At 42.9% G+C, this 19991-nt stretch carries 15 protein-coding genes and 5 tRNA genes; 14 read left to right on the forward strand and 6 right to left on the reverse strand.

Annotated features, from left to right (window positions below):
- Positions 1-35 precede the first annotated feature (35 nt).
- The 6 genes from M3180_RS18385 to pdaA all read left to right on the forward strand — a co-directional run bounded on the left by M3180_RS18385 (position 36) and on the right by pdaA (position 1550).
- Positions 36-126, forward strand: a tRNA-Ser gene (locus M3180_RS18385).
- Between the two features lie 118 nt (positions 127-244).
- Positions 245-319, forward strand: a tRNA-Glu gene (locus M3180_RS18390).
- 4 nt (positions 320-323) lie between these two features.
- Positions 324-399 (forward strand) — tRNA-Thr (locus M3180_RS18395).
- Positions 400-404: 5 nt separating this feature from the next.
- Positions 405-479 (forward strand) — tRNA-Gly (locus M3180_RS18400).
- Between the two features lie 5 nt (positions 480-484).
- Positions 485-561 (forward strand) — tRNA-Pro (locus M3180_RS18405).
- A gap of 221 nt (positions 562-782) precedes the next feature.
- The gene (gene pdaA, locus M3180_RS18410) at positions 783-1550 is read left to right on the forward strand and encodes a delta-lactam-biosynthetic de-N-acetylase (protein ID WP_432806956.1); all 768 of its coding nucleotides are present in this window, start codon (positions 783-785) and stop codon (positions 1548-1550) included.
- Positions 1551-1613: 63 nt separating this feature from the next.
- Here pdaA and yhbH read toward each other — a convergent pair whose 3' ends face one another.
- Positions 1614-2768, reverse strand: coding sequence for a sporulation protein YhbH (gene yhbH, locus M3180_RS18415; protein WP_251670208.1), 1155 nt, complete (start codon positions 2766-2768; stop codon positions 1614-1616).
- Between the two features lie 319 nt (positions 2769-3087).
- On the opposite strand from yhbH, the gene M3180_RS18420 reads away from it, so the two are divergent.
- Positions 3088-3933 (forward strand): aminoglycoside 6-adenylyltransferase, encoded by an 846-nt coding sequence (locus tag M3180_RS18420; RefSeq protein WP_251670210.1) that lies wholly within the window; start codon positions 3088-3090, stop codon positions 3931-3933.
- A gap of 107 nt (positions 3934-4040) precedes the next feature.
- Here M3180_RS18420 and M3180_RS18425 read toward each other — a convergent pair whose 3' ends face one another.
- Complete coding sequence (locus M3180_RS18425; protein WP_251670212.1) at positions 4041-7547, reverse strand: glycoside hydrolase family 2 TIM barrel-domain containing protein; 3507 nt, start codon at positions 7545-7547, stop codon at positions 4041-4043.
- Between the two features lie 486 nt (positions 7548-8033).
- On the opposite strand from M3180_RS18425, the gene M3180_RS18430 reads away from it, so the two are divergent.
- Together M3180_RS18430 and M3180_RS18435 are read left to right on the forward strand one after the other, a co-directional pair.
- Positions 8034-9191 (forward strand): exonuclease SbcCD subunit D, encoded by a 1158-nt coding sequence (locus M3180_RS18430; RefSeq protein ID WP_251670349.1) that lies wholly within the window; start codon positions 8034-8036, stop codon positions 9189-9191.
- A 1-nt stretch (position 9192) separates the two neighbouring features.
- Entirely contained in the window at positions 9193-12387 is a 3195-nt protein-coding gene (locus tag M3180_RS18435) for an AAA family ATPase (protein WP_251670216.1), read from the forward strand.
- Positions 12388-12470: 83 nt separating this feature from the next.
- Here the strand turns inward: M3180_RS18435 and M3180_RS18440 are convergent, their stop codons facing one another.
- Positions 12471-13100 (reverse strand): hypothetical protein, encoded by a 630-nt coding sequence (locus M3180_RS18440; protein ID WP_251670219.1) that lies wholly within the window; start codon positions 13098-13100, stop codon positions 12471-12473.
- Between the two features lie 56 nt (positions 13101-13156).
- Between M3180_RS18440 and M3180_RS18445 the strand changes: the two genes are divergently transcribed.
- Together M3180_RS18445 and M3180_RS18450 are read left to right on the forward strand one after the other, a co-directional pair.
- Positions 13157-13537 carry a DUF423 domain-containing protein gene (locus M3180_RS18445; protein ID WP_251670220.1) on the forward strand — a complete coding sequence of 127 codons (381 nt, stop codon included), beginning with the start codon at positions 13157-13159 and terminating at the stop codon, positions 13535-13537.
- A gap of 105 nt (positions 13538-13642) precedes the next feature.
- Positions 13643-15508 carry a putative bifunctional diguanylate cyclase/phosphodiesterase gene (locus tag M3180_RS18450; protein WP_251670222.1) on the forward strand — a complete coding sequence of 622 codons (1866 nt, stop codon included), beginning with the start codon at positions 13643-13645 and terminating at the stop codon, positions 15506-15508.
- 78 nt (positions 15509-15586) lie between these two features.
- Here M3180_RS18450 and M3180_RS18455 read toward each other — a convergent pair whose 3' ends face one another.
- Complete coding sequence (locus M3180_RS18455) at positions 15587-16090, reverse strand: hypothetical protein (RefSeq protein ID WP_251670227.1); 504 nt, start codon at positions 16088-16090, stop codon at positions 15587-15589.
- A 208-nt stretch (positions 16091-16298) separates the two neighbouring features.
- Between M3180_RS18455 and M3180_RS18460 the strand changes: the two genes are divergently transcribed.
- The 3 genes from M3180_RS18460 to M3180_RS18470 all read left to right on the forward strand — a co-directional run bounded on the left by M3180_RS18460 (position 16299) and on the right by M3180_RS18470 (position 17510).
- The gene (locus M3180_RS18460; protein ID WP_251670228.1) at positions 16299-16577 is read left to right on the forward strand and encodes a hypothetical protein; all 279 of its coding nucleotides are present in this window, start codon (positions 16299-16301) and stop codon (positions 16575-16577) included.
- Entirely contained in the window at positions 16535-17017 is a 483-nt protein-coding gene (locus tag M3180_RS18465) for a hypothetical protein (RefSeq protein WP_251670230.1), read from the forward strand. The genes M3180_RS18460 and M3180_RS18465 overlap by 43 nt, the downstream gene beginning before the upstream one ends.
- A 187-nt stretch (positions 17018-17204) precedes the next feature.
- Positions 17205-17510 (forward strand): YunC family protein, encoded by a 306-nt coding sequence (locus M3180_RS18470; protein ID WP_251670232.1) that lies wholly within the window; start codon positions 17205-17207, stop codon positions 17508-17510.
- A gap of 127 nt (positions 17511-17637) precedes the next feature.
- On the opposite strand, the gene mtnA is transcribed toward M3180_RS18470, so the two are convergent.
- Both mtnA and mtnK read right to left on the reverse strand, forming a co-directional pair.
- A complete protein-coding gene (mtnA, locus tag M3180_RS18475) occupies positions 17638-18693 on the reverse strand; it encodes an S-methyl-5-thioribose-1-phosphate isomerase (protein WP_251670233.1) in 1056 nt (351 codons plus the stop codon).
- A 26-nt stretch (positions 18694-18719) separates the two neighbouring features.
- Positions 18720-19931, reverse strand: coding sequence for an S-methyl-5-thioribose kinase (gene mtnK, locus M3180_RS18480; protein WP_251670234.1), 1212 nt, complete (start codon positions 19929-19931; stop codon positions 18720-18722).
- Positions 19932-19991 lie beyond the last annotated feature (60 nt).

Consider the following 19991-nt stretch of genomic DNA (forward strand, 5'->3'; position numbering starts at 1 on the left):
TCACAGGTTCGAGTCCTGTTCGGGGAGCCATTCATGGAGAAGTACCCAAGTGGCTCAAGGGGACCCTCTGCTAAGGGGTTAGACTGCGTAAGTGGTGCGTGGGTTCGAATCCCACCTTCTCCGCCATGCTTTTCTTCGCTAAAAAAACTATTAAAAAAAGACTTGATTTAATAGTTTAGAGATGATATTATATCTCTTGTCGCTGAAATAAAAGCAGTGAAATTGATAGAATTACATAAAGCAAGGCCCGTTGGTCAAGGGGTTAAGACACCTCCCTTTCACGGAGGTAACAGGGGTTCGAATCCCCTACGGGTCACCAAATTGCCGCTTTAGCTCAATTGGTAGAGCAACTGACTTGTAATCAGTAGGTTGGGGGTTCAAGTCCTCTAGGCGGCACCATTTTTGCGGAAGTGGCTCAGCGGTAGAGCATCGCCTTGCCAAGGCGAGGGTCGCGGGTTCGATTCCCGTCTTCCGCTCCATACATCGGGATGTAGCTCAGCTTGGTAGAGCACTTGGTTTGGGACCAAGGGGTCGCATGTTCAAATCGTGTCATCCCGACCATCATTACATATTAACTTTGCAGATCACTGCAAAGTTTTTTTGTTTTAAATTCATACTTCGAATTACTAGTCTATTCGTCGCTATCTGTATACGATAGAGTAAATTCGATCCTCCCATGAATCTTTTATCCTTATTTGGGCATGCTAACAACAAATAGGGCAATTGGAGGAATGAAGGTGAAGTATACAATAAAGCTGATGAGCATATTGCTTGCTGCAGCTATGATGGTTGTTGTTCTGATTGATTGGGATGTTAACGCAGCGGCTAAAACAGAAAAGCCCTTCCATTTTGGCTTTAAGCGCAGCATTGGTGGAAATCTGCCATCGATCGAGCAAGAAGGCTTTTCAAACATTATACAAAAAAATGATGCACTATTTTTAGGAAACACAACAAAGAAGGTGTTGTATCTAACCTTTGATAATGGATATGAAAATGGATTTACAGCTCCAATATTGGATACGCTTAGAGAAAAAAATGTTCCAGCTACTTTTTTTGTAACTGGCCACTATATACAGGATCAGCCGGACTTAATTAAAAGAATGGTTGATGAAGGCCATATTATTGGTAATCACTCGTGGAGTCACCCGGATATGACAACGATGAGTAATGATCAGATTAGACAGGAGCTTGCAAAAGTTAGGGATGGAGTGGCTGCAATTTCCAGTCAGAAAACAATGCAATATTTAAGACCACCACGTGGAATTTTTAGCGATCGTGTACTCGCTGTAAGTCGGGAAGAAGGGTATACGAGTGTTTTTTGGTCACTTGCTTACAAGGATTGGGAGGTTAACAATCAGAAGGGTGGAGAATACGCTTATCAGCAAATCATGAAGCAGCTGCATCCTGGCAGCATTATGCTTATCCACTCTGTATCGAGTGATAATGCAGCTGCACTTCCTAGAGTTATCGATGACGCTCGAGCAAAGGGATATGAATTCGAGAGCTTGGATACACTTATGGCGGAGCAGCTTCTACCGTTTACATTTTAAATTAAAGATGCCAGTAAATCTTAACGCTGCTCAATTAACACGTTAGCTTTACTGGCATCTTTTTTATGGTTGCGCAGGCTGTTTCGCAAAGAAATGAGTAAGTGCTTTATAAACTTCGCCCTTTTCACGAATTATGAAGTGTTTAAACTTCTTATTGGAAATATGCTTATATGCACTCATTAACGTACTGTTCCGATTGTATTGATTAACCTCACCGTAGCCAAACATATTGCTTCGCTGCATAAGCTTCTCGATTAGGCGCACACACCGCTCATTATCTGATGTAAGATTGTCACCGTCCGAAAAGTGGAAGGGGTAAATATTCCACAGCTGTGTAGGGTAACGCTCATCAATGAGGTCTAGTGCTTTTTGATATGCTGAGGAGCATATCGTTCCGCCGCTTTCTCCGCGCGAAAAGAAATCTTCTTCGGAGACTTCCTTAGCTTCTGTATGATGGGCAACATATATGATTTCAACATGCTCATATTTTCTGCGTAAAAATCTCGACATCCAAAAGAAAAAGCTTCTAGCACAGTATTTCTCAAAAGCCCCCATTGAACCGGATGTATCCATAAGAGCAAAAATGACTGCATTCGATTGTGGCTTAACAATTTCTGTCCAAGTTTTATATCTTAGGTCATCCGGAGAGATCCCGCCAATTCCTTTTTTACCTGCATTGGCATTCCGCCTTAGATTTTCAAGCAGCGTTCTTTTTTTGTCGATATTCGACATGATGCCTTTTTTACGTATATCATGAAACACAACCTCTGAGGTTTGCAGCTGGTCCTTTTGCTTTTCCTCTAGGTTTGGTAGCTCCATTTCTTCAAAAAGCATATCCTCCAGCTCATCGATGCTAATCTCAGTATCGTATACGTCCTCTCCTGGTTGATCTCCGGCATCCTGGCCTTTTCCAGGCTTTTTAGCTGCTTGTGGATCTACACCAAGTACATCACCAACCTGTGAATCTCCATCACCTTGACCAACATGTTTCTTTTTATTGTAATTATAAATAAAACGTGCCTCATCTAAGCTTTTAATTGGAACTTTAACGGTTTTCCGTCCATCTGACAATATAATGCTTTCATCGGATACAAGATCAGGTAAATTGTTCTTGATAGCTTCTCGCACACGCTCTTGATGTCTAGCTTGATCATTATAGCCTTTTCGATGCAATGACCAGTCTTCTCGTGAAACGACAAATAACGGTTGCTGCTTCATACGAGGTCACCTCTTTTACGTCTTTTATGTATTCATTGTATGCGTGAAAGAAGCATGTATGATGATTAGAATGATTACAACATATGATTTACTCGAACATTCGGATGCTCACAATATTATCATTCGCTCGAACATTCCTACGGAATGAGGGTCGCTCATGATAATATTGTTCGCTTGAAGGCAAAACTACAGCTTGTCAGTAGATCTTGAAGTTAACAAATTATCTGGAAATTTTAATATAATTAGAAATAACATAGTAAAGGAGTAGGAGCTACTTATCGAATAATAATTTCGGAGTTGCGACAAGGGAGGAGTAGTTATGCGAAGTGAGCAGGAAATGCTGGATCTGATAATTAGTGTTGCTAAGAAAGATGAACGTATTAGGGCAATCCTGATGCTTGGTTCTCGGGCGAACCCAAGTGTGCCAAGAGATAAATACCAAGATTATGACATTACCTATTTTGTAAAGGATGTAAAGCCATTTTACAATAATATTGAATGGATTAATGAGCACTTTGGTAAACCGGTTATGATGCAGATGCCTGAAAACATGACTTTACTCCCCAACACTGGTGACGGTCATTTTATATACTTAATGATATTTGAAGATGGGAATCGTATTGACCTCAGCATAGAATATACACCTTATATAGATGACGGAGAACCTGCTATTACTCTTTTGGACAAGGACAACTATCTACCACAGCTACCAACTCCTAGTGACAAACACTGGTATATTAAGCATCCAACTGAAAAACTCTTTGCAGATTGCTGTAATGAGTTCTGGTGGTGCTTAAACAATGTTGGTAAAGGTATAGCTAGGAATGAACTGCCATACGCCATGAAAATGTTTAATGAATATGTAAGGGATATGCTTAACAAAATGCTGGAGTGGTATATTGGCGTAAATAACGACTTTTCAGTCTCTGCCGGAAAGTTCGGTAAATACTTCAAGAATTACCTCCCTGCTCATTTATATAAAATGTACTTAAAAACTTACTCTGATGCTGATTGCGACAATCTCTGGACATCGGTTTACACTGCCTGTGACTTATTCCATATCGCTGCCGTTCACGTTGCGAACAACAGTAGATATAACTACAATCAATACGAAGAAAACGAAATGAGAGGCTATTTGAACAAAATCAAAGGTGAAATATACTAGAGATTTCATACTATTGCAAGTGTACCGAAACTAAAACATGCAGGCAGCTGATTATAACAGCTGCCTGCATGTTTATTAAGACTATGCAAAAGTAATATCTATTGATATTACGCTTCAAATTTGAACCACTTCAGGTCGAATTGACTGCCTGGCAGGAACACGAACATAATCTTTTGCTTTCCTTCTACCGGCTGAAGCTCATAGGTACGCGTAATATAATCATCTGAATGAGTGAATTCAACCATTTGCTTGCTGTCGCCCTGGTCACCACTCATGATGATCGTAATTGTATTTTTGTCGATTGGAGAGTGTCCACAGATCGTAAGCTTGCTTGCACCTTCTACAAAGTTCATATCATCAAAAATGATAGAGACGTTATTTCCTATATTCTCAATGGCATGCTCTGTAATCGTAAAGGAGTCACCATACAGCTGATCGTAATCAAGTGCACGAAGCTGCTGGTATGCTTTCTCAAGCTTGGTGAACTGGAAGCCTTTAAGATGAATTTTTCGATTAAGAACAAGTGATAATGTAGTTATTCCTTTAAGTCGCTTATTCAGCTTATAGGTTTCTTCCTGATAAACATTCCATTTCGTCGGCTTGTCATAGCTTAACGTACCAAGATGTGTTGCGCCTTCATCTGTAGGATAGCCTTCCCACAGCTCCATCGTAAATGGATCACTATCTAGCGAGAAGATAGGCAGCGTTACTTCATCAGAGCCAAAGCTACCAAAATCAATTTTCTCAAAGCAGATAATGCTCTCGCTATCACGAGCAGTTGCGACACCACGCTCATTACCCATCGTAAGATTCGTACTGCGCTCACTGTAGTAGCCAGCAGAGACGAATTCATAAGGTGTAATAAACGCCTGTCCAATACCGTTAATCGAGAACTCGAGCAGGGAGTAATGCTGCAGCTTATCTTTTCCGTTTTTGATACCACAGCGAATATATAATTCACCATCGCCAAGCGCATGTATCGTCGCATGAGCGCCATTAACATCAAGCCTTGCCATATTGGCATCAACACCTGCTGCATTGGCTAGACGCCATTCTACATCCTCATACGTTGCATTGTGAGGATGAAGCTTGATCACAACAGGAAGCGAGCGCAGCTCAGCATTCATCGTTGTTCCTTGAGGAGCGATGATCTCGATTTTACGTACTGGAACTTCTTCTTGCTCCAGCTGAATGCTGCTTTGCGAGAAATCATGCTCAAAGGCTTCCGCGTACGCATAGAGTGTATCTACTTGCTGTTCTGCAGAGTACGCATAGAGTGTATCTACTTGCTGTTCTGCAGATTGCTGCGGAGCAGGCTTGCTTACCAACGTAAGCTTACTTGCTTCAAGTCCTCTAGATGCTACTGTAACAGTAATCTCACCAGGCTCTAGTGTGCTTGCTACAATTGCGAGCAGCTTTCCACTAAACAATCTACGGTTTGTACCTTTGTAGGAGTCGTAGTCTGTGCTGTCACCATTATCTAGTCCAACAAGTCGACCAGGTCCGTCAATGGTAACATGAACGCGATTGTTCGCATTTTGAACAGGTAATCCGTGCTCATCGACTGTACTTATCTCAATAAAGGCTAAGTCAGAGCCTGTTGCAGCTAGTGTTTGTTCATTGGTCTGCTGAACTAGCTTCACAGCATCCCCGAAGGAGGCTTGTGTATCCGTCGCAATAACCTCATCATACTCGTTGTAAGCAACTGCCTTTAATACACCCTTCTGATAAGGGATTTGCCATTCTCCAAGCAGCTTCTGCCCGTGCTTATGATCGATATGAACAATTCCTTGAGATTGATCGTTGAAAAACAGCTCAATCTTCGGTGCATTAGAGCAAACGCGAACATCAATCAGTTGCCCTTCAGAAAAGTCCCAATAAGGGAATATATGAACCATTGGATTTACGCGATAGTCAGTCCATTCAGCCTGATAGATATAGAAGGAATCCTTTTTAAATCCGGCAGTATCAAGCTGTCCGAAGTATGAATTTTTCGTATGATATGGCGTTGGCTCACCGATATAATCAAAGCCAGTCCATATGAATTGACCTAATGAATAGGTCGCATCGCGGTCTGCTATAATGCAGGCCTCCGTATTTTTCGCTCCCCAGCTTGTCGAGCTATTGCCTAGTGCAGAGCATTGCTCATCGTCATCAGCAAGGACAGCCTGAGCAAGTGGGAAATGGTAAATACCGCGACTTTGCACAACAGAAGCTGTCTCACTGCCGTAGATGATCCAGTCAGGATGCTCCTCATGATGCTGATCGTAGTATTTCTCACCATAATTGTAGCCAGCGACTTTTACGATATCAGCGCATTTTTGTGCATTTTCCCACGGCATAAAGTTAGAGCCGATCGTTACGACAGCATTACGCTTATAATCCAGCTGCTCTACTAGCTCCATTAGCTCACGCGTAAGCTCTTGGCCTCGTTCGCTTGCATGTGTATCATAGATCTCATTTCCAATACTCCACATAATAAGGCTTGGATGATTGCGATCGCGTCGAACCCAGCTGTTTATATCCTTTTGCCACCAGTCTGGATAGAAGCGTGCATAGTCATAAGGCGTCTTCGGTCGTTCCCACATATCGAATGCTTCTGAGCAAATAAGTACGCCCATCTCATCGGCAAGCTCCATCAGCTCAACCGCAGGCATATTGTGTGCTGTTCTAATCGCATTGACACCCATCTCGATTAACAGCTCTATTTGTCGTCTCATCGCTTTACGATTAACCGCAGCGCCGAGTGCACCCAAATCATGATGCTGGCATACTCCGTAAATTTTGACATACTCGCCATTTAAGAAAAAGCCATCGTTTGTTGTAAAGTGCAACGTACGGAAGCCAAACTTCTCAGAATCCGTTTGCAGTAGCTGCTCGTCACGATACAAGGAGGTTGATAGTGTATATAGATTTCCAGCCCCGATGCTCCATAGCTTAGGGCTTGCTACTTGAAGCTCAGACTTAGCAGTAATGGTTTCCCCTGCTGCAGCAGTAAGCGGTGTGCTTAGCTGTGCAACGAGCTTTCCATCTGCATCAAGCAGCTGCTGATCAATACGGTAGGCAGAGTCCTTGCTTACTGCTGTGTCAAAGTAAACCTCTGTATCAATATCAACAAGCCAGCTGTCGTCTAGCTGTTTTGTCGCTATATATACACCGTGCGTTGGCAGATGGGTTACAGTCTTTTCAATAAGCCAGACAGAACGATAGATCCCGGCACCGGAATACCAGCGAGAATTCGGAGATTGGTGAACGACTTTAACGAGAATCTCATTATTCCCTTGGATAAGATAAGATGTAATATCCATCTCAAAGCTAGAATAGCCGTATTTCCACTCTCCGACCGCTTGTCCATTAACATATAACGTGCTATCCATATAGACGCCTTCAAAATACAAGGAAGTGATCGTTTCTTGTGACAGCTTGTCCATAAAAAGCGTTTTACGATACCAGCCTTCACCGTTTTCGTACAGGTTGTTGCTATCGTAGATCAGCCAGTCATGCGGCAGTGTTACCGCCATCCAGTTATCTGCTGCCAGCGCAGCCTCAAGGCCAGTATCTAGTGGTTGCTTCGAGAAAGACCAGTCATTGTTGAACAATTGCTTTTTACTCATATGAGCAGCGCTCCTTCACATCAATAGTTGCAATTACACCATGAGATTGATTACTGTAGTGAATTGTTTATGCAGCGATCACAGCAGTCTGCTTCAGTGCCATGCTGCTTGTACGATTGATCGCGTGTACATCTACGCATCAGCATAACATTCATAATAGTTATATCGTTTGGAATGACATATTATTGCATTAGATTGTATTAGCCAATTTAGCTTAGCGCTCTTGAGATAGGCTGAGTAAAGCTATGTCAGTGTCCACTATGAAGCCTAATGATGTAAATGCTTTCCTACAGTTCAATGCAATCATATCATGATCGTTTTTATACTTCCACTAGTAACAATCTTTATAGTCAAATTGATAGATGAATGAAACAAAAATGAAACAATAGGTTCATATCCGATAGTAGAAGTGTTATAGGCGGGATGGTAAACTTAAATGATAAGAGAAATATGAAATTATGAAAAATGATTAGAAGGGGTGACATGATGAAACTATTTCATACAGCAGACTGGCATTTAGGAAAGCTCGTTCAAGGTGTATATATGACGGAAGATCAAGCTGCAGTGCTTGATCATTTTATAGAAGCAATAGAGAGGGAAAAACCTGATGCGGTAATTATCGCTGGTGACCTGTACGATAGAGCGATCCCTCCAACAGAAGCAGTCGAGCTGCTGAATAAAACATTAGAGCGAATTGTACTGGAGCTTGAGGTGCCAGTGCTTGCAATAGCAGGAAATCACGACAGTCCAGATCGGATTGATTTTGCAGTAAAGCTGATGGAGCGTAACCAGCTTTATATGAGCGGCCAGCTAAGATTCCCAATCGAACCCGTCGTAATGCAAGATGCTGACGGAGAGGTTCATTTTTATTTAATTCCGTATGCTGACCCTTCTATCGTCAGATATTTGCTAGGGCAAGATGATATTCGCAGCCACCAAGAGGCGATGGAGGCGATCGTTCAGCATATTGTTGAACACTGGGATCCGAATGCCCGACACGTTCTCGTTGGACATGCATTCGTAACGGCATATGGTGAAGCATCAGAGAATACGAGTGACGCAGAACGACCTTTGTCTATCGGTGGAGCAGAATATGTAAGTGCACAGCTGCTTGAAGCCTTTGATTATGTAGCACTTGGGCATCTGCATCAGGCGCACCATGTTGGTCTCGAGCACGTTCGTTATTCTGGTTCTCCGCTTAAGTATTCAATATCAGAGGAAAAGCATAACAAGGGCTATCTCATCGTCGAGCTTGGGAAAACAAATATTAGCATTGAAAAGGCTGCACTTCCTGCAAGAAGGGATATGAGACGCGTTGTTGGGACAATGGATGAGATTGAGCGTCATGAACGCAATGATGATTATGTGTACGTAACCTTAACAGATGAGAATCCAGTATTATTTCCGATGGAGAAAATTCGTGCGGTTTATCCTAATGCGATGCATGTGGAGCGTGTAGCGCATCGACATGCTAATGCCATAGAAGGAGAGGAGCGAGCTTCTGTCGTTATGAAGCAGGAGCTAAAGCCGCTTGAGCTGTTTCGAGCATTCTATGAGGAAGTACGGGGCGTGGAGCTGTCTGCTGATAAGGAAAAGCTGTTCGCTAGTGCCTATGAGCAGCTTGTGAAGGAGAGTGGGGAGTAGTATGAGACCATTAGAGCTAACACTGACAGCTTTTGGACCCTATCGTGAGCGAGAAGTTATTGATTTTCGCGATTTAGGGGATCATCGACTATTCGTCATCTCTGGAAATACTGGAGCTGGTAAAACGACGATATTTGATGCAATATCCTTTGCACTGTATGGCGCTGCTAGCGGTGAGGATCGAGCGGAAACTCGTATGCTGCGGAGTCATTTTGCTGATGAAGCGACGCATACATCTGTCGAGTTGACATTTGCAGTTCGTGACAAAACCTATCGCATTTTTAGACAGATGAAGCATAGAAAAGGTAACAATAAAAGTGAAACCGGTGAAAAAATCGAGCTGTTTGAGCTAACGGATCAAGGGGAAGTCCCGGCAGTTGATCGCTTCGTTATTCGAGATGTTGATCAACGCATTACAGAAATAATTGGTTTAACGAAGGATCAGTTTATCCAAATTGTGATGCTCCCACAGGGGGAATTCCGAAAACTCCTCACCTCGAGCACAGATAATAAAGAAGAAATATTGCGTAAAATTTTTCGCACAGAGAAATTCGAGCGGCTGGAGCAGCTCGTCGGTCAGCAAACGAAGCAGCTGCAGGAGCAGCTTCGTGATCAGCAGCATGCTCAGCGTTCGCTGCTGCAGTCAATTGCCGAGCAGCTGCCGCTAAGAGAAGGTAGTCAGCTGGAGGAAGTGTACAAGCAGGAGCAGCAAAACAGCTATCAAGTATTGATGGCCTTACAAGAAGAAAAGGCTGCATATGAGCAGCTCCAGCAAGAGATCGATCAAAAAAAGATAGAACAAGCAGAAAGGCTGTCTTCAGCTCGCAAAGCACTACAAGAAGCACAGCAGCACAACGGTAAGCTTACGCAGCTGCATTCAAAGCAAGCTGAGCATGGCTTACTTCAGGAGCGGGCAGCTGAGATTGAGGCGATGAAGAAAAAGCTTGCTGAAGGTGAAAAGGCAAGATTCGTCGAGCCCTTTGAGAGCCGCTGGCTGCGTGCCCAGCAGCAGGCTGATGAAGGTACCGAGCGATTACGACAATTATTAGAGCGTAAGCTCCAGCTGAATGCCGAGCTGCAAGAGGCTCAGCAGGAATGGGAGGCACAGCAGCAGCTTGAACCTAAGCGTACGGCGCAGCAGCTAGAACTGCATGAATTAGAAGGCTTGGCTCCGCTAGTTAAGCAGCTTAAGCAGCTTGCTGAGCAGGAGATCGAGACAAAGCAGCGTGTAGAGCACGTAAAACGAGAGCAAGCGGAGCAAGCGCTGAAGCTTCAGCAGGCGAAAGCACGAAAGCTTGAGCTGACAGAGCTGCTTGAGGCTCGTGAGCAGGACGCTGTGCGATATGCCGAGCTGCAAGCACAGCTGAAGAGTATTCAAAAGCAAGGAACAGAAATCAGCACTATTGTCATGGAAACTGCGGCACTGCTAGAGCTAGAGCAGCAAATTGGCGAAGCATCAGCTGCCGTTAAGCATGCCTTCACAGCATTGGAAGAGCTAGAGCAGCAATGGCTGAATGGTCAGGCTAGTCAGCTTGCGATGCATCTGCATGACGGACAACCTTGTCCCGTATGCGGAAGTGAGCAGCATCCGAATAAAGCCAATCAGCTCGTGCAGCTACCTTCAAAGGAACAGCTAGAGCAGGCTAAGGCTGTCCATATGCAGAAGCTTCAGGTTCAGCAGCGAATCGAAGCGGAATGCAGCGCAAAGCGTCATATGCTTATAGCTCAGCTGAAGCAGCTTGAGCTACTGGATTCATTAGACTCATTGGAATCATTGGAGTCGCTGGATAAGTCGGAATCCCCTGCAAGTGAAAGTGAGCTGGAGCCATTCGCACCGTATGATGATTTCAATCTCGTATTCAGTAAGCTGCAAGATGCTCAGAAGAAGCTACGAGAACAATGGAAATCGGTAAAGGATCAGTCTGCTGAACTACAGTTGACTATGGAACAGACGATGAAGCAAAAGCAGGAGCTTGTGCTGCTAGAGCAGAGCCTGCATAAGCTTGAGCTAGAACGTGATCGTCTCGTCACTGAGCTGCAGCAGGTCACCATTCAACAAACGACCATCGAAGCGACGATGAAGCAGCTTGCCGAGCGGGTGCCCGAGCAGCTGCAGGATAATCATAGGCTGCAGCAAAAGCTGGACGAGCTGCGCCAGCAAGTTTCGCTGCTGCAAGCACAGTGGAAGGCAGCGAGTGATCGGTACCAAGCCGTTGTTACGCAGCATACAACGGTTCTTGCGCAGATTGAGAGCCAGCAGCAGCTCGTTGATCGAGTGCAGAATGAGCTGGAGGAGAGCTTGCAAAGTCTGCAGACGCAGCTTGAGGAGTCTGGATTTGCGGATCAAGCTCATTACATGAGTGCGAAGCTAACAATGGATCAGCTTAAACAGCTAAGAACTTCAGTAGAGCAATATGAGCAGCAGCTTTCTCGTCTTAACAATGAGCTAGAGCTGCTACAACAGGAGCTGGCAGGTAAACTCGAATATATGGAGATCGAGTCTCTCCAGACGCAATACGAAAGCAGTCAGCAAATTTTTGAGCAGCTATTGGCCGACGAGGCAGAGCATAAGCGCTGCTTTGCAGATTTACAGCGTTTCATCGATCGCATTCAAAGCTATAGTGGTCAGCTTCAGGAGCTTGAGGCCCAGCTGAGCCTGCTAAGTGATTTGTTTACGACGATGAAAGGAGATAATCCGTTAAAGCTGTCGTTTGAACGGTATATTCTTATCGATTATTTAGAGCAAATTCTTGTGATGGCGAATTTACGGCTTAGTAAGCTTTCTAATGGTCAGTTTGAGCTGCGTAGAAGTGATCGACTGGAAACACACGGAAAGCAAAGTGGCTTAGGGCTGGATGTATATGATGCGTATACAGGGCAAGTTCGTGATGTAAAGACTTTGTCTGGCGGTGAGAAGTTCAATGCAGCACTATGCTTAGCCTTAGGCATGACAGACGTCATTCAGTCTCATCAGGGCGGAGTATCGATCGAGATGATGTTTATTGATGAAGGCTTCGGTTCATTGGATGAGGAGTCTTTGCAGAAGGCGATCCAAACATTAGTTGATCTGCAGCGTGCCGGTCGAATGATCGGTGTTATCTCCCACGTTCAGGAGCTGAAAAATGCGTTGCCTGCCTGCCTAGAAGTTAATAAAACAGCAGATGGTTACTCAAAGGCAAGCTTTATCATTAAGTAACCTAGCTAAACGGTTCAAATATATAAAAAGACACAGCTCAGTGTCGAGTTAACGACAACGCGAGCTGTGTCAATTTGCTTATATTATACTGCAAATGCGCCAATGAACGACAGCAGCAGTAGAATGATTCCTCCCAAGCATAGAAAGGCATTAAATATCGTGCCAAGAATACCAAAGACTTTTTTGCGCTGCTTAATAAATAGGCTTATAAAACCTAATATTAAACCAATAAAAGATAGGACTGCTGTACCCATCATTAGTAGGCCGCCGATTAAAATAGAAACGAAGAAGGGCGGGAACTCAGAGCCATTTATAATACCTTCGATATAAGCAGGGTCTTGCAGAAGTAAAATATCCTGCTCATTCATATCGAAGATGCTGGCAAAGATTACGATAAAGCCAATAACGGTTGAAAGTAAAGCGAGCATGGAAAGGATAAAGCTTGCAATGCCTAGTCCGGAATGCTTAAGCTTACCGCTTGGCTCTTGGGATGACGGATAGCCACCCTGTCCTTGTTCATTATAAGGATTAGCAGAAGCATAAGACGATTGTCCGGGAGCTGCTTGATATCCAGTCATAAAATCACCGTTCGTTTGTTCAGCGGAAGGAGCTGATTTTGGTGTATAGCGCCCTTTAACTTTAAGAGGCTTAGACGGCTTTGGTTCTGAAATAATATCTGGTGTATTTGGTTTTGATGAATGTGAATGTTCCATGATTACTCCTTCAATAGATTTTTTCTAATTATACTACAAACAAAGGATGGATGACTATGTTTAGAAAGTACTTTGCAATTGGTGTGCTTGGTGCTGCACTGGCGATAGCGCTTGGGGCTTTTGGAGCACATGGGCTTAAAGAACTGGTATCGGAACGCATGCTGCAAAATTTCGAGACAGGCGTAAGATATCAAATGTACAGCTCACTAGGAATAATGTTAATTGCTTTAGCTTCTACGATCGTGACAGAAGGGAAGAGTCTGTCAATCGGTGCCCTCCTAATTACGATTGGAACCTGCATCTTTAGTGGAAGTTTATACATTATGGCATTGACAGGAATAACCATTCTAGGTGCGATTACCCCAATTGGCGGTGTATTAATGATCGGTGGCTGGATCATGGTTTGCAGCGGTGTCTTAAAATTTAAAGCAAGATAACATTTTTTTCTATGACAAATGACATATTTCGATTATAATTGTGTTTAAGGTGACATTTTTAATCGTGGATTAAAATCTTTGGCATGATGAATCGAGGGATTAGAGTTGTTCAAGCGAAATCAAATGTATGGTTTTGGGCCTACGATTGTAGCAGGTTTTCTTATCGTCTTATCCCTTGCTTGGATGTTAATTGCGTTATTTATCGTACAATCATTTATGTACCGCGTTATTCTAGGCACTGTTGGATTACTTCTAGTTATTACTGCTATAGTACTGTTACTACGTTCTAGAAAGATTGCATCTTCAAAAAACATTCATGAATCAATCGTAGATACATTGTTTCAATCTGATGCGGTAGCACTCGCTCTAATTAACCATGAGGGGAAAATTGTCGAGCTGAATGATACAACTGCCAATATGCTTGGCTATGAAGAGCGTCAAGAGCTCCTCGGCGTGCCTATTATGGATATGATAGAGCAATCTAGTCAAGAAGCACTAGCTAGCTCATTAGAGCAAGTTCGTGCCGGAAAAATCGAATCTATAAACATACATGCGCTGCATCGTTCGTCCTTTCCACTTGAGCTCCACGTCAGCTGTGAGCCAGTCATTAAGGACGGCAGGGTAATCGGATCGTTATTAATCAGTCATGATCTAAGCGATCATAAGCGGAATCTAGAAAGAATTCGCTATATGGCCTATTATGACGATATGACAGGGCTACCTAACCGCACCTTGTTTCAAATTCGCTTTGATGAATGGCTTCTACGAGCGAAGGAAGACCATTTTATGCTTGGTGTTTGTTATATTGATCTTGATAATTTCAAGCTAATTAATGCCTCCTTTGGTCGTGAGTATGCAGATCTTATGCTGCTCCAGATGGCCGATCGTCTGAATCGATTGCTGTCTGAGCATGATTTTGTTGCAAGAATGGAGGGAGATTCCTTTGCATTGCTGCTTAATCATTTAGAGCATATTGACCAGCTATTGGAACGAGCGCAGCATATTTTGGATGCTATTAGCGAGCCATATGATATAAAGGGTGTTCCTGTACATATGAGCGCAAGTATGGGGATAGCAGTCAATATTGATCCGGATGACGATGGCTATTCCTTATTCAAAAAAGCAGATATGGCACTTGTAAAAGTGAAAGAAACAGCTAGCGACCCGATATTAATCTATTCCGAGGAATGGAATAATTCATCCTATGAGCGATTGAAGCTTCAGCATGAAATTCACCGGGCTATTCAAAAGCATGAGTTTGAATTATACTATCAGCCTCAATATGATGTGGTGCAGGGTAAAATCGTAGGTGTGGAAGCACTCATTCGGTGGAATCATCCGACAAAAGGGCTGTTATCGCCTCTCCACTTTATTCCGCTAGCGGAAGAGAGTGGTCTAATTGTCCCGATTGGTGAATGGGTTATACGTGAGGCGTGTCGTCAAAACAAGGAGTGGCTAGATGCTGGGCTGCCGATAGTACCAGTAGCTGTTAACCTCTCCATTAGGCAATTTGTTAGAAATGATATGTCGCTGCAAATCTCAAAAATACTAGAGGAAAGCGGCTTGCCTCCTGAATATTTAGATATTGAAATTACAGAATCTATGAGTATAGATATTAATGAGATGAACCGCACATTAGTGGCAATTAGTAATTTAGGGGTTGGAATTAGTGTGGATGATTTTGGGACAGGCTATAGCTCATTCCATTATCTAAAATCACTTCCAATCAATCGTTTGAAGATAGACCGTTCATTTGTGATGGATATCTTAAAAGAAAAAAGTCATGCTGAGATTGTATCAGCGATCATCGCAATGGCCCATAAGCTCAATTTACAGGTTATTGCTGAAGGTGTTGAAACGAATGAACAGCTTGAGTTTTTACGATCACTTCAATGTGATGAGATGCAGGGCTATCTAAAAAGTCCTCCCGTTCCAAGTGAACAATTCCAAAAGCTATTATATTCTGCTTAAATTAAAAGAGGCTGAGCCGATATTGATACAATCGGTTCAGCCTCTATTTTTTAGTAATCTAAGAATAATAGTGTAATTCTAAGACTCGATATAGTCCTCGATTTCGTTCAGTCTAAATGTATAAACTTGTTTTTCATCAACATGGTACACCGTAATGATCGATTCCTGTTCACTGACGTTAATGACACGACAAGGAATGCTTGATTTTATCCCCAATCCACGATTAACAATTAGACGTATAAGCTTATTTTTACTCTTAAATTGATGGAATATATCTAAGCTGTGAGAGTAGGAATCCTCTTTAGAATCTTTTTTCTTGTCAGAATCATTTGTAGCAGTAGATTTTGTGGGGCTGGAAACAGCTTTACCATTTGTATCTTGCTGCTGGATAGGAATTGTAGCCTTGGAACCCGCATTAGCTATTCTGGCATCTAATTCTTGTCCGAGCTCGATGCCGGATAAGATTTTATAATCAATGAAGTTTGCTGCGTTTAATTTATTTAGTAACTGAGCTAACGCGGACGCATGATGCTCATCCTCTATCAATAGCTGTACATTGTAAACATACGATGATTTGCTCATCTCATTCATTTCCCCCGCGTATTAAGATATTCCTACTATACCATGAAAAAATCTATTTCTAAAGCCCCAATGCAAAGCATGAAATTATTTAAATAATAGTATAAAATGCTCATTTTTGTAAAATTCTTGGTCATTTCATATGTTTTAACGTTATAATCAGAACCGTGTGAATTCGAGATGCGAAAGCAAACCATAAGGAGGAATCATAATGAAGAAAAAATTGGTGAAGACAGGTATTATTGCGACCATGCTGCTTGTGGCATCAGGTGCAACGTATGCAGCGTCAAACTTTGAGAAGATTCAAGCGAATTTGAATCACGCGATTACTTTTAAATTAAAGGGTAGTTCATGGACTCCAGTCGATTCAAAAGGAAAAAAACTTGCGCCTATTACATATAACAACACAACATACTTACCATTAAGATCTGTTGCTGAGCAACGGGTATGGAGGTTGTGTGGAACCAAGAGAAGCAGCTCGTTGAATTGAAGGAAAAGGTAGTTAGAGAAGTTCAAGAGAAGTTCTCTGAGAAAAATGTAAAGATGACTGCAGGCTACACCGCTGGAATTACGAGAGATGAAGAAGTTCTGCTTGTTGGCGGCGTTCAGTATGATGCGGCTTATATTGTAAAAGGCGTGAATAGTGCAGGCTATTCGGTTACGCTAGAGTTTCCTAAAGGCGTAAAAGAATTAAAGCTAACGCTCGGCTATAAGGATACGAAAAAAGATGGCGGTGCTGAATATTCCATACGAACTACCGATAAACAGACCTACGCAATTGGTGATATCGCAAATGATTCTACGAAATCAGATATAACCGTTGTCGCTAATGGTGAAACGAAGTTTACGTTTAATTTTAAAGCCGAAGCTGGCTCAGATGGCACAGGCTACATCTTATGGGATGATAGCTACATTATCTATGAGAAGTAAACTCTAACCATACTGCTGTCATATCAAAAATAAGTAAACAAGAAAGGGTGTCATTCGAAAGAATGGCATCCTTTTGCGCTTATAAAAAGCTATTTCTATAACTGACATTGTGATCACTGGTACACAATCACTCTGTTTATGCATATCGTGTATAAGTATATAACATTCGATATGAGGTGAACAGCAGATGATTAAAATGATACCGTTCTCTTTACCAAGTGGTGCCACAGTTATTGGAACAGAGGTGAAGCTGCCTAAAACATCACTATTATCGATATCGTCGGATAAAGGGTATATTATGTGCGGAGCGCTTGATGTAGCTCTGCTGAATAGTAAGCTTAAGGATCGCAAGATTATTGCAGGCAGAGCAGTGGGGGTAAGAACGCTGGATGAGCTTATGCATGCACCGCTAGAGTCGGTAACAGAAGAAGCTGAGCGACTAGGCATTCATGTAGGTATGAAAGGGATAGACGCTTTAGAGCGAATGATTTAGTGAGAGCGGAGTGGTTATTACGCATAACTATCAGAAGATAGCTTGATACAGTAACGTCCGCGGTGGTTCAAGCATGAAAAAGATGCCAAGCTCATATGAGCTTGGCATCTCCGCATATCATATGGTGTTATTGCTCGAACAGCTTACGTAGGTTTTCTTCGTAAGGAGCTGTAACAATGCCTTTTTCCGTAATAATCCCTGCAACATATTCATTAGGCGTAATATCGAAGGCAGGGTTGAATACTTTAACGCCTTGCGGCGCAGTACGCTTGCCAAAGCCTTCAGTAATTTCCTCATCTGGACGCTCTTCAATCGGAATTTCCGCACCTGTAGGCGTGTTAAGGTCAATCGTAGAAAGCGGGCATGCAACATAGAATGGAATACCATGAGCTTTTGCAAGCACAGCAACGCTGTATGTTCCAATCTTATTAGCTACGTCACCATTTGCCGCTACGCGATCGGTCCCAACAATGACTGCATCAACCCAACCTTTAGACATGACCATACCAGCCATATTGTCACAGATAAGCGTAACATCGATGCCTGCTTGATGAAGCTCGAACGCTGTTAGGCGTGCACCTTGTAGAACTGGACGTGTCTCATCTGCGAATACACGAAGCTTCATGCCGCGCTCTTTCGCTAGATAGAATGGTGCTAGTGCGGTTCCGTATTTTGCCGTCGCTAGTCCACCTGCATTACAGTGTGTTAGAACACCCATATCTTCCTTGAACAAGGAAAGTGCATATTCACCAATTGCACGGTTGGTCTCTTCATCCTGCTGTTGAATAGCAATCGCTTCGGCCTCAAGTGCTTTTTTGCTGTCCTCTAGTGAGAAGCCTTGCACCACAATTTGCTCAGCAGCAGCTTTCATGCGATCTAGTGCCCAGAACAGGTTTACAGCCGTTGGACGAGAAGTTGCAAGATATTCTGCAGACTCGACAACAAGCTGTTTCCACTGCTCTAAGCTTTCAGCTGCTTGGCTCGCCACGACAACGCCGTAAGCGGCAGCGATCCCAATAGCGGGTGCTCCTCGAACTTTAAGATGACGTATCGCTTCCCATACATCCTCTTTCGTTACTAGCGGTAAATATACAATTTCTTCAGGAAGCAAACGTTGGTCGAGCAGGTCAATTTGTCCATAGCTCCACTTAACGGATTCCAAGCCTACATAGGTTTCATTCATTTATCTAATTCCTTTCTCCTTGAGATCTATCTCTCTAGTTGTTTTTTAACAAGCTCTATAAGCTCTTCAATCGTATCGATGGATCGATTACGAACAATAAGCTCTGTACCTATTGCTAGTGCTAATCGTTGTGCAGAATTGCGGATCGCAGCATCTTCAATACCATCGATGTCTACTACATGAGCAAGTCCTACAATTCGACGCACCATTTTTGCGCCAGTATAGCCAACCGTATCCTGAAGAACCTTCTTCATATAGTATTCCTTATAGCCCTTGGCTTCATTAGCCATTCTGTCCACGCCATGCGTTTCCCATAAAGCTAGGAACTTATCGTTGAATTGGTTCCAAATCGAAATAATCGTCTGAAGTAGATTGTTGCGGAAAGCTTCGCGGGCAGCTGCATCCTTCATCCAATACTCTTGTCCAGCATAATTCAATAGAAGATTTGCAAAAACCGCACCAATATCATATCCCATTGGTCCGTAATATGCGAATTCTGGGTCGATGACTTTCGTAGAATTCTCTTTAATAAATATACTGCCTGTGTGCAGATCGCCGTGTAGCAGCGCTTGAGCCTGTGTTAAAAACTTTTCGCGCAATATCGCTATTTCTAGATGCAGGTCATCGTTTGCGCGAAGTGCAGCGGCTGCGTCCTCGATCGCAGGTTCATAATTGTTGTTAGATGAAACGGTGTACGGATCATCGAAGATAAGATCTTCAGTAATTTTACATAGATCAGGATTAATAAAGTTTTTTACTTGCAGCTTCTTATCCTGCTGGTTCATCCCAAGATCCGAAGTGTAGAATAACGTGTTTGCTAAAAAGGTAGAGATATGATCAGCGAAGTGTGGATATTCGTTACCTTCGATTAACCCCTTGCGCATAATCACGTGATCGCTCAGATCCTCCATAATCGTAAGAGAGAGCTCTGGATCATATTTGTAAACTTGCGGCACTAAGCCTGGTGCTAGCTTGCCTTCGAGAATTAGCTTTTCACTCTCAATACGAGCACGATCTAAGGTTAGCGGCCATGAATCTCCAACGACTTTTGCATAAGGGAGAGCCTGCTTCATAATTAAGCTTTTACCACTTGTTGAATCTATTATATGAAAAACAAGATTCAGATTACCGTCTCCGATTTCCCTGCAGCTTAAAGAGGCGTTGCTAGGAAAAAACTGGTCTAGATTGCGTGCAATTTCTATGGCCTCTTGTTCCGTCAAAGGATGATATGTTGACATATCGTCCACCTCCAAATCATTATCGTTCTTACACCATAAAGTATAGTATAATAGATTATG

The organism is Paenibacillus camelliae (assembly GCF_023715345.1).
Classification (GTDB): Bacteria; Bacillota; Bacilli; order Paenibacillales; family Paenibacillaceae; genus Pristimantibacillus; species Pristimantibacillus camelliae.

Excerpts from the sequence above, each read along its gene's own strand:
- M3180_RS18445 (WP_251670220.1), top strand. The coding sequence starts at position 13,157 with ATGTTTAGAAAGTACTTTGCAATTGGTGTGCTTGGTGCTGCACTGGCG.
- M3180_RS18425 (WP_251670212.1), bottom strand. The coding sequence starts at position 7,547 with ATGAGTAAAAAGCAATTGTTCAACAATGACTGGTCTTTCTCGAAGCAA.
- M3180_RS18455 (WP_251670227.1), bottom strand. The coding sequence starts at position 16,090 with ATGAGCAAATCATCGTATGTTTACAATGTACAGCTATTGATAGAGGAT.
- pdaA (WP_432806956.1), top strand. The coding sequence starts at position 783 with ATGATGGTTGTTGTTCTGATTGATTGGGATGTTAACGCAGCGGCTAAA.
- M3180_RS18435 (WP_251670216.1), top strand. The coding sequence starts at position 9,193 with ATGAGACCATTAGAGCTAACACTGACAGCTTTTGGACCCTATCGTGAG.
- mtnK (WP_251670234.1), bottom strand. The coding sequence starts at position 19,931 with ATGTCAACATATCATCCTTTGACGGAACAAGAGGCCATAGAAATTGCA.
- M3180_RS18470 (WP_251670232.1), top strand. The coding sequence starts at position 17,205 with ATGATTAAAATGATACCGTTCTCTTTACCAAGTGGTGCCACAGTTATT.
- M3180_RS18420 (WP_251670210.1), top strand. The coding sequence starts at position 3,088 with ATGCGAAGTGAGCAGGAAATGCTGGATCTGATAATTAGTGTTGCTAAG.
- mtnA (WP_251670233.1), bottom strand. The coding sequence starts at position 18,693 with ATGAATGAAACCTATGTAGGCTTGGAATCCGTTAAGTGGAGCTATGGA.
- yhbH (WP_251670208.1), bottom strand. The coding sequence starts at position 2,768 with ATGAAGCAGCAACCGTTATTTGTCGTTTCACGAGAAGACTGGTCATTG.
- M3180_RS18465 (WP_251670230.1), top strand. The coding sequence starts at position 16,535 with ATGGAGGTTGTGTGGAACCAAGAGAAGCAGCTCGTTGAATTGAAGGAA.
- M3180_RS18460 (WP_251670228.1), top strand. The coding sequence starts at position 16,299 with ATGAAGAAAAAATTGGTGAAGACAGGTATTATTGCGACCATGCTGCTT.
- M3180_RS18430 (WP_251670349.1), top strand. The coding sequence starts at position 8,034 with ATGAAACTATTTCATACAGCAGACTGGCATTTAGGAAAGCTCGTTCAA.
- M3180_RS18440 (WP_251670219.1), bottom strand. The coding sequence starts at position 13,100 with ATGGAACATTCACATTCATCAAAACCAAATACACCAGATATTATTTCA.